The 8,257-nt window shown below is 70.7% G+C and carries 6 protein-coding genes and 4 pseudogenes; 6 read left to right on the forward strand and 4 right to left on the reverse strand.

The annotated features are described in order from the left end of the window. The first annotated feature begins 167 nt into the window (after window positions 1-167). The 3 genes and pseudogenes from tap to ACZ7L4_RS42735 form a co-directional block, all read left to right on the forward strand. Window positions 168-2,486: a telomere-associated protein Tap gene (tap, locus tag ACZ7L4_RS42725; RefSeq protein WP_472110671.1), complete on the forward strand. Its 2,319-nt coding sequence runs from the start codon at window positions 168-170 to the stop codon at window positions 2,484-2,486. 9 nt (window positions 2,487-2,495) lie between these two features. Next, complete coding sequence (gene tpg, locus ACZ7L4_RS42730; protein ID WP_472110673.1) at window positions 2,496-3,053, forward strand: telomere-protecting terminal protein Tpg; 558 nt, start codon at window positions 2,496-2,498, stop codon at window positions 3,051-3,053. A gap of 198 nt (window positions 3,054-3,251) precedes the next feature. Further along, a pseudogene (locus tag ACZ7L4_RS42735) lies at window positions 3,252-3,542 on the forward strand (methyltransferase, FxLD system); the annotation flags it as partial. 142 nt (window positions 3,543-3,684) lie between these two features. Here the strand turns inward: ACZ7L4_RS42735 and ACZ7L4_RS42740 are convergent. After that, on the reverse strand, window positions 3,685-4,494 hold the full coding sequence (locus ACZ7L4_RS42740) for an alpha/beta fold hydrolase (RefSeq protein ID WP_472110675.1): 810 nt from the start codon (window positions 4,492-4,494) through the stop codon (window positions 3,685-3,687). Window positions 4,495-4,575: 81 nt separating this feature from the next. Here ACZ7L4_RS42740 and ACZ7L4_RS42745 point away from each other — a divergent pair. After that, window positions 4,576-4,932: pseudogene (locus ACZ7L4_RS42745) on the forward strand (MerR family transcriptional regulator); the annotation flags it as partial. A gap of 217 nt (window positions 4,933-5,149) precedes the next feature. Further along, window positions 5,150-6,180 (forward strand): annotated as a pseudogene (locus tag ACZ7L4_RS42750) (S66 family peptidase). Window positions 6,181-6,443: 263 nt separating this feature from the next. Here the strand turns inward: ACZ7L4_RS42750 and ACZ7L4_RS42755 are convergent. Further along, window positions 6,444-6,626 carry a hypothetical protein gene (locus ACZ7L4_RS42755; RefSeq protein ID WP_472110677.1) on the reverse strand — a complete coding sequence of 61 codons (183 nt, stop codon included), beginning with the start codon at window positions 6,624-6,626 and terminating at the stop codon, window positions 6,444-6,446. 78 nt (window positions 6,627-6,704) lie between these two features. Further along, window positions 6,705-7,076, reverse strand: a pseudogene (locus ACZ7L4_RS42760) (helicase associated domain-containing protein); the annotation flags it as partial. A gap of 139 nt (window positions 7,077-7,215) precedes the next feature. Here ACZ7L4_RS42760 and ACZ7L4_RS42765 point away from each other — a divergent pair. Beyond that, window positions 7,216-7,941 (forward strand): nucleotidyltransferase domain-containing protein, encoded by a 726-nt coding sequence (locus ACZ7L4_RS42765; protein WP_472110679.1) that lies wholly within the window; start codon window positions 7,216-7,218, stop codon window positions 7,939-7,941. Between the two features lie 72 nt (window positions 7,942-8,013). Here ACZ7L4_RS42765 and ACZ7L4_RS42770 read toward each other — a convergent pair whose 3' ends face one another. Then, window positions 8,014-8,175, reverse strand: coding sequence for a hypothetical protein (locus ACZ7L4_RS42770; RefSeq protein ID WP_472110681.1), 162 nt, complete (start codon window positions 8,173-8,175; stop codon window positions 8,014-8,016). Between the last annotated feature and the right edge of the window lie 82 nt (window positions 8,176-8,257).

Consider the following 8,257-nt stretch of genomic DNA (forward strand, 5'->3'; position numbering starts at 1 on the left):
AGAGACACCCGGCGGGTCCTCGGTGCGAGGCAGAGCATCGCCACCCCGCCCCCGCCCCGCCCCCGCCTCCACCCGCCCGGCCAACTCGCCGCGCGTACGCGACCCGTACGGTCAAGGAACGCGAAGTGTCCGGTCCGGTGGGTAGGGTGCGGGGCAGGAGGTGTTCGATGTCGGAGTTGTTCGACGCGGTCGACGCGCTGGTGGCGTCGCGTGCGCCGCTGCCGCCCGCGGGTGAGCGCAAGCGGCTGCGCGTCGCGCACGGCCTGACGCTGGATCAGGTGGCTGCCGCGCTGAAGGTGCGCCGCGCCACGGTGTCGGGCTGGGAGTCGGTGAAGAAGCCGACCGAGCCGCGCGGCCCCGAACGGGAGGCGTACGCGCGGCTGCTGGATCAGCTCGCCCAGCTCTACCCCGCCCCGGCGGAACCGGACACCCCGGACCCGGCGGCGGTCCCCGGCACGCACGCCCCGGACCCGGCCGCGCCCGCGGGCCAGGCGTCTGCGGCAGCAACCGGGCCGGAACCCGAGACCACCCCGCCCGCCGAGACCAGCGCTGAGACCAGCCCGGCCGCCGAGACCGTCCCGTCCGCTCCGCCCGGCCCTGCCGCCCCGTCCGTCGAGAACCGCCCGTCCGCCGCGCCCGCCCCGGCGCACGCCGCCGGCCCGTCGCCGGCCCCCCGCCGCCCCGCTGCAAGGAAGGCGGCCTCGACTGGCACTGCGACTGGCACTGCGACTGGCACTCCGGCCGGCGACCGCGATCCGCGGTTCGCGAACGGCCCGCTCGCCGTCGTCGACCTGAATGCCGACGGCCGGACGGTGGCGCACTGCACCGGCGGCCTGGTCCTGGACGTGCCCGCCAAGAGCCTCCCGGCCCTGGTGGACTGGACGCTCACGGAGGCCCGGCTCGGCCAGCCCCGGCTGTCCGGGCCGGGCAAGGACGCCGACCCGCTGCTCGTGCTCACCGAGAAAGCCCTGGAGCGCTACGGCCTCCCGGCCGCCCTCACCGACGAGGAGCGCCTCGCCGGCCGCCTCCCGGAGGGCCACAAGGTTGTCAGGCAGCTGGCCCGCGCGCAGTGGAAGCTGACCAAGCGCGGCTTGGGACCGTGGGCGCGGATCTACCGCCCCGCGCAGGGTGCGGAGCGGGCGTGCGTACAGCTGTGCATCCCCGCCTGGCACGCCCTGGATGCCCGGCACTGGGCAGAGGCAGCCCGGCTTTCACCGGCCGAACTCGCCCGCGTCCTGGGCGTGTACGCCTCCCGGGTCATGACACCGCGCGGCTCGAGTGCGGTGACCGGCCTGGAGCTGATGACCGCACTGCACCCGCCCACGCGGGCCTCCGCCCCGGACGCCGACGGCATCCGGCACTCCGAGCACAACCCCGGCTCGCTGGGCAGGGATCCGGTCGACCCGGCGCCCTGCGAGGCCCCCGACGGCCACCCGCTGCTCAAGGACCTGCCCCGCTTCCACGTCCGCGGCCCGGCGGAAAAGCTGTTCGAGGAGGCCTGTGACTGGGCGCGCCCGATGACCGACGCCGAGTGCACCCTGCGCCACCTGGTCGGCATCGACGTCAACATGGCCTTCGCGGCCGGCGCCAACGGCCTGACCGTCGGCCTCGGCGCGCCCACCCACGCAACGCGCCCGGACTTCGACGCGAAACTGCCCGGCAGCTGGCTGGTCGACCTCTCCCACGTCGACCTCTCCCGCGTGAAGACGGCCAAGGACACGTGGGTGCAGCTGGACGCCTCGCTGCTGCCCTCCCCGTTCACCCCGAAGGGCGACCACCCGACGGGCCCGGCCTGGTACGCGACACCCACCGTCGCCTACGCCGTCGAGCTCGGCTACGAGGTGAGCCCGCTGGAGGCCTGGGTGCGCCACGACCACGGCCGCTACCTGGACGGCTGGTACCAGCGGCTGCGCGACGCCCACCTGGCCACGATGGCCGACCTGGGGGTCACCGCCGACCTGGCGCCCGAGGACTTCCTCACGGCGATGGACGGCTACCGGGACCGCGACCCCGGGCTGGCGCTCGTCGCCTCGGCCATCAAGGCCACCGTCAAGGGCGGCCTGGGCAAGCTGCGCGAACGCCCCCGCGGCGAGGGATGGCGGCCGGGCGAGCCCTGGCGCGCCCTGTCACGGCCGACCTGGCGGCCCGACATCCGCGCGGCGGTCATCGCCCGCACCCGCATCAACCTGCACCGCAAGATCCTCAAGCATGCGGCGTTCACCGGCCAGTACCCCATCGCGGTCCTGTCCGACTGTGTCGTCTACGCCTCGAACGGGCCCTCACCGCTGGACTTCCTGCCCTACCGGCAGGGCAGGCCGCTGCCCGGCGGCTTCAAACTCGGCATCAACCCCGGCCTGGTCAAACACGAAGGCACCCAGTCCGTCCTGTGGGGCGAGGAGGTCCGCGAGCGCTTCACCGCCCCCGGCCTCAACCTCGCCCGCTACATCAAGGACGGCACCGTCACCGACATCGACAGCGGCGAGTAGGAGCAGGCGATGAACCGGTTCGCCGACGGCCTGGACGCCGCCGTGCAAAAGGCCTTCACCCGCCCGGCCCCCAAGAACGCGGGCCCGCAGATGCGCTACCTGGTCAAGCAGGTGGGCGGCACCCGCGCCGCCGCCCACCTGCTGGGCATCTCCCAGCGCACCGTCGAACGCTACGTGAAGGACCAGATCAAAAAACCGCGCCCGCACCTCGCCGCCCGCCTGGACCGCGAGGTGAAACAACGCTGGCAGCCGAAAATCCGCGCCAGGGCCCGGCAGCGGGCCGCCAGCACCGACGGCCTCGTCCTCGACACCCGCGCCCGCCTGGGCTACACCGCACCCATCGGCTCCACCGACCAGGACCGCATCCGGCACCTGACCGTCGCCCTGCCCCCCGCCCACGCCGCCCGCCTCCTCGACGCCCAACAGGCCGGCGCCTGCGACCGCGAACTCCAGCAGATCGCCGCCGACGCCCTCAAAGAGGTGTACTTCCAGGACGGCGGCCGCCGCGCCGGCAGCCTGGAAGAAGTCCGCTTCACCGACATCGAACACCTCGAGTTCGACCTGTAGCCGTGCCCTGACGGGCCCGCAAACGCCCGGGCGGCCGGACCACGGTGCCGGTCCTGTGCAGAACCCACTGCGCCAACGGCGGTTTCGACTCCGACGGGGAAGCCCGAGCCGCCGTGACCGCGCCCTGGCCCTCGTGCGCTTCGCCGTTCACCGGCCGCGAGCACGAACCCGCCATCAACCGGGTCCGCGGCTACGCCCACCCCGCCCGTGGACGGGGGAGCGGTCACCTGCCTCGCCCGCCGCCCGCTGGATCGCCCGGCCCCCGACGGCGGCAGGCTGTGGGAGTTCGGCGTCATCGGCCACGGCCCCGGCAGCGCGCAACTCGCCGCACACGTCACCGGCCTGATCCGTACCTGGGACCGCGAATACCGCGGCCGCGAGGCGACGTTCGAGATCCTTCCCTTGCAGGCGCCGCCCATCGAGCAGCGGCCGCCCGGTCTCTTCGTGCTGGACACCCCGCTCAACCGGATCGTCGTCGACGGGGAGTGACAGCGGCTGTCCGGCAGGCACGACGGCCGCGCGGGGCCGTGAAGCGAGGGCAGGTCAGTTCGGATCCGCCCGGAGCTGCCCGGTCACGGGGCCACGGGAGCCCAGGGGGCGCCACGGGCTTGATCCGTGAGGAGTGGCGCGCTCACGCCGACAGCGCGGGGAGTGCGGCGAGGAAGTCGCGTACGTGGCGGAGCCAGGTCGCCCGGTCCGACGGGTTCAGGATGTGGGCGGCGCCGGGCAGTTCGATCAGCTGGGCTCCCGGGATGCCGGCCGCCAGGCGGCAGGAGCTTTCGGGCAGTACCAGCCGGTCGCCGGTGGGCGCCACCACCAGGGTGGGTGCGGACACCTGCGCCAGGTCGGCCCGGACGTCCACGCGGGACACCAGGTCGAAGTGGTCCAGCATGCCGGGCGGCATCGCGGCCAGGGTCTGGGCGACCGGTTCATCGAGAGCGGCCGGCTCGAGGCCCGCCAGGTCCGCCGGGGACATGCAGGACAGGAGAGCAAGCCGTGCCACGTCCTCCCACTGACCCGCGGCTGCCAGGGACTTGATCAGCTGTGCGGCGAGCGCCAGGACGGGGTCCGCGGTGGCGAAGCCGGCGGTGAGGACGAGAGCCCGGACGCGGCCGGGGTGCCGTGTGGCGATCCGGACGGCCACGGCGCTGCCGAGGGATTCCCCGAGGACGGCGAACGAGTCCTGGCCGGCCGCGACGGCGGCCGCGACCAGGCGGTCGGCGAGGTCGTCCAGGTCCAGGGGCTCGGTGGCCACGGCAGAGCCGCCCGCGCCGGGGTAGTGCGGGCCGACGAGGGTGTGGTCCTGGGCGAGGTCATCGAGGACGAGGCCGAAGTTCCCCTCGATGCCGCCGCCGGCACCGTGCGCGAGCAGCAGCGCGGGGCCGCGCCCCTGCACGAGAACATCGAGGTGAGAGCCGGGAATTGCGTGATCAGCGGTCATGACGCCGACGCTAAACTCCGACATCAGTGTCAGAGTCAAGCCGCGGCGTGGGCCAGGAGAGCAAGAAATCAGGTGAACGGCATGCGCATGAAGGAGATGGTGCGGCGTACGGGGGTCCACGAGCGGCTGCTGCGCTACTACGAGCAGCAAGGACTCCTGACGCCCGGCCGGCTGCCCAGCGGCTACCGCGTCTACGGCGAGTCGGATGTCGAGACAGTGCGCCGCATCCGCTGTCTGCTCGCGGCAGGGCTTCCGACCGCACTGATCGCCCAGATACTGCCCTGCATACGGACACACGGCGAGCAACTCGTTCCCACCTGCCCGGACCTGCTCGGCCAACTTCGCCGGGAAGGCGAGCGCATCACGCGCGCCATCGAGGACCTACAGGCATCGCAAGCGATCCTCGACACCATCATCGCCGCTGCGCCACCAGGAGGCGTCGGCACGCCGTCGCCCATCGCTACCGGGGCAAGCCGACGGGGAACGCCGGATCGAGTTGTTCACCCATACGATCAGACCGTGACGCGGTGTTCGGAAGCCGTGAACGACCCTCCCAGCAGGCGCCTTTGAGCTGCTGACATGACTTGCGGGTTGCCCGATGAGGGATCAGGAACCGGGTCCCGGTCAGGGAGGGCACTGTGCCAGAATCCCCCGCATGCCGGTTCGAAATCCGCGCCCCCTGCGCCCCGGTGACCGTGTCGGCGTGACCGCTCCCTCAAGCGGAGTCCCGAAGGACTTGCGGGAGCGGCTCCATGTCGCCGTCCGTGACGTGCAGCGACGCAGCTATGAGGTTGTCGTTGGAGAGTGCATGGATGGCTCGGGGCACGTGAGCGCCCCAGCCGCCGACCGCGCGAGTGAACTGATGACGACGCTGACCGACCCCACCATCCGGGCGGTCGTGCCGCCGTGGGGCGGAGAGACCGCGATCGACCTGATTCCTGCTCGACTGGGAGCGGCTGCCAGAGGCGGAGCCGACCTGGCTCGTCGGCTTCTCCGACATTTCGAACCTGATGGCACCGCTGCCCCTGCTCACCGGGACAGCGACACTCCACGACAGCAGCCCCTCATGGACACGCCCTACCGTGTTCCCCCGAGGGACTGCTGTCGTGGCTCGACATCGCCGCCGCACCCCGGGGCCACCGGTTCACGCAGTACCCGCCCGGCCGCCATCGGACCACAGGCTCCGACGACTTCGCCGGACATCCCGAGGTACGTGAATACACGCTTGACACCGCCGGCACATGGACCCGGCTCGACGGCCCCGGCGACGTGGAGGCCGAGGGAAGGCTGATCGGGGGCTGCATCGAGGCGCTCTGCAACCTCGCCGGGACGGGCTCCCTCAATGCCGACGCCTTCGCCCGCGATGAGTCGCCGGAAGGGCTCCTCGTGTACGCGGAGGAAGCGGGAAGCGACGTCTTCACGATCTGCCGAAACCTGCACGGCATGAGGCTCGCCGGATTCTTCGACCGTGCGAACGCGATCCTCGTCGGCCGGAGCAGCACACGGGGCCACAGTTCCCTCAGCCACCAGGAGGCGGTCCTCGACGCGCTCGGATCCCTGAACGTGCCGATCATCGCCGACGTCGAGTGCGGCCACATCCCGCCCTACCTGCCGATCGTCAACGGGGCGCATGGCCGGATCGTCCACTCATCGAGCCGTAGCGAGCTGACGCAGACCTTGGACTGACGTTCCAAGCCGGCCACTGGACCGCGTCCTGCTTCACCGGGCGCCGCAGCTCCAGCAGAGCCGAGAACGGCACGGCGAGGTCCGTGATCACGTCGACGTCCTGCTCGCCCCAAGCGCCTCGGTCGCCCACGGCCCACGGGTGCGTATGCAGATCAAGGAAGTTGGGCCGGGGCACCTGCCGCAGGGCAGCGTGGAATGCACGGCCAGCGCTGAGCACACCGGCCCAACGGCCCCTGCGGACCAGATCCTGGATGCGATGGGAGTCAGTAGCTGGGGTCGTCGCCGATGTCGACGCCTACTTCTTTGATTTTCCCGCTGGTGCTGAGGACCGCGTACACGTAGCGGTCGCCCGTGGCGCCGGCGTTGCGGGCATGTTTGATGGCCTCTTCAAGCTCGTCGAGAGTCATGTCTTTCTCGGCACCGCTGAACTTGATTCTGGATGGCATGTGCACATCCTGCCGGGCGCAGTGGTGCCCGACAGGCGTTTCAGGATCCTGACCTCACCGTTCCGCACCGTGGCCAGATCACACCCAGTCGATGCCCAACTCCCGTAGCGCGCCCAACTGCTCCGCGCCGAGCTTGTCCCGCCGAGCCTTGGTATTGGAGACCCACACACCGAGTCTCACGGTCACTGGCTCCGCCTCGCCGTCGACCGCGATTTCTTCGCTGTGACCGCGGGGTACGGGCCGGTGCACTCCTTCTCGCTCCACCCATTGCGCGAGCGCCGCCAGGCCCCGCTGGAACGCCTGCTGCGCCTTGCTCGCCCCTTTCTCCGCCCGTCCGGCCGCCGGGCCGGGAACCGGCGCTTCAAGCGGTTTGATGCCGAGTACGGTCAGTCGTTCCTGTTGCTCAGGCAGGAGCCGTGCCCAGGTGCCCGGCTGTTTCTGCCGCTTCAGTAGCTGTGTCATATCCCTTGATCGGTTACGGCCTGTGAGACGTAGAACCTCTTTGAGGAACTCGCCGATCGGCGGTTCGTGCCTTGAGATCAGCTGATGTCTGGATGCCGCAGATCTTCTGCTGGCACGATGAACGCCCATGAGTGATCAAGAAGTTGCACTGGCCCAGGCTGGCCGTCTGGTCGAGGAACTGTTTCCGCAGGCTCTTGGAGCTGTTCTCGGTGGGTCGGTTGCCCAAGGACGTGCGACTGCGGCCAGTGATCTGGACATTGGTGTCCTTCTCCCGGATTCCGCCGTGTCCGGCCGGGAGGTGGTCCGTCACGACGGACGACTGGCGGAGGTGTTTGTCAACGCCGTGGGGGACGTGCCCAAGTTCTTCGAGTGGGACCGGGTTCGGCGGCGGGCGACAGTGGTCTTCGTCTATGCCGAGGGCCTGGCACTGACCGACCCGTACGGGCATGTGGAGCGCACTCGCCGACTGGCGGAAGAGGTCGTTGCCATGGGACCGCCTCCGCTGACAGCCGAGCAGTGGCGCCATGGCCGTTACGTACTGACGTGTTATCTGGATGACCTGGTCGACACGTCGCCGACGAGCCGCCATGAGCAACTGGTCATCGCCGACCACGTGCTGCGCGAGGCGGCCGAGCTCGTCACCGCCCACCATGGCGCGTGGACGGGGATCGGCAAGTGGCTGCCCCGCCGGCTTCTGGCCGCGGACCCCGAACGGGGGACGGCCTTGCTGAACGGACACCGAGCCGTCGCAGAACAGGCCGACACGGCTCCTCTGGCAGCTGTAGTGGAGGAGTTCCTGGAAGTGGTCGGCGGGCCCCTGCGAGAGGGCTACTCGCACCGCTGGCAGGCATAGCTTCGCCAGCCCAGGCAACGCGGACACCCAGCGATGGCAGCCGCGTGGCTCGAGGCATCTGCGGTGGCCAGATCACACCCAGTCGATGCCCAACTCCCGTAGCGCGCCTAACTGCTCCGTGGTGAGTTTGTCCCGCCTGGCCTTGGTGTTGGAGACCCACACGCCCAACTTCACCACCACCGTCTCGCCGTCGACGGTGATTTCTTCGGTGTGTCCGCGGGTGTGAAGTCTCATCAATGCTGCGGTTAGAGCGTGTTTCTGGCCTGTAGTGCTGCATGAGCAGTGAGACTGCTTTGAGGCGGATGGGCGGGGCTTT

It is taken from the genome of Streptomyces sp. NPDC107575 (genome assembly GCF_055657265.1).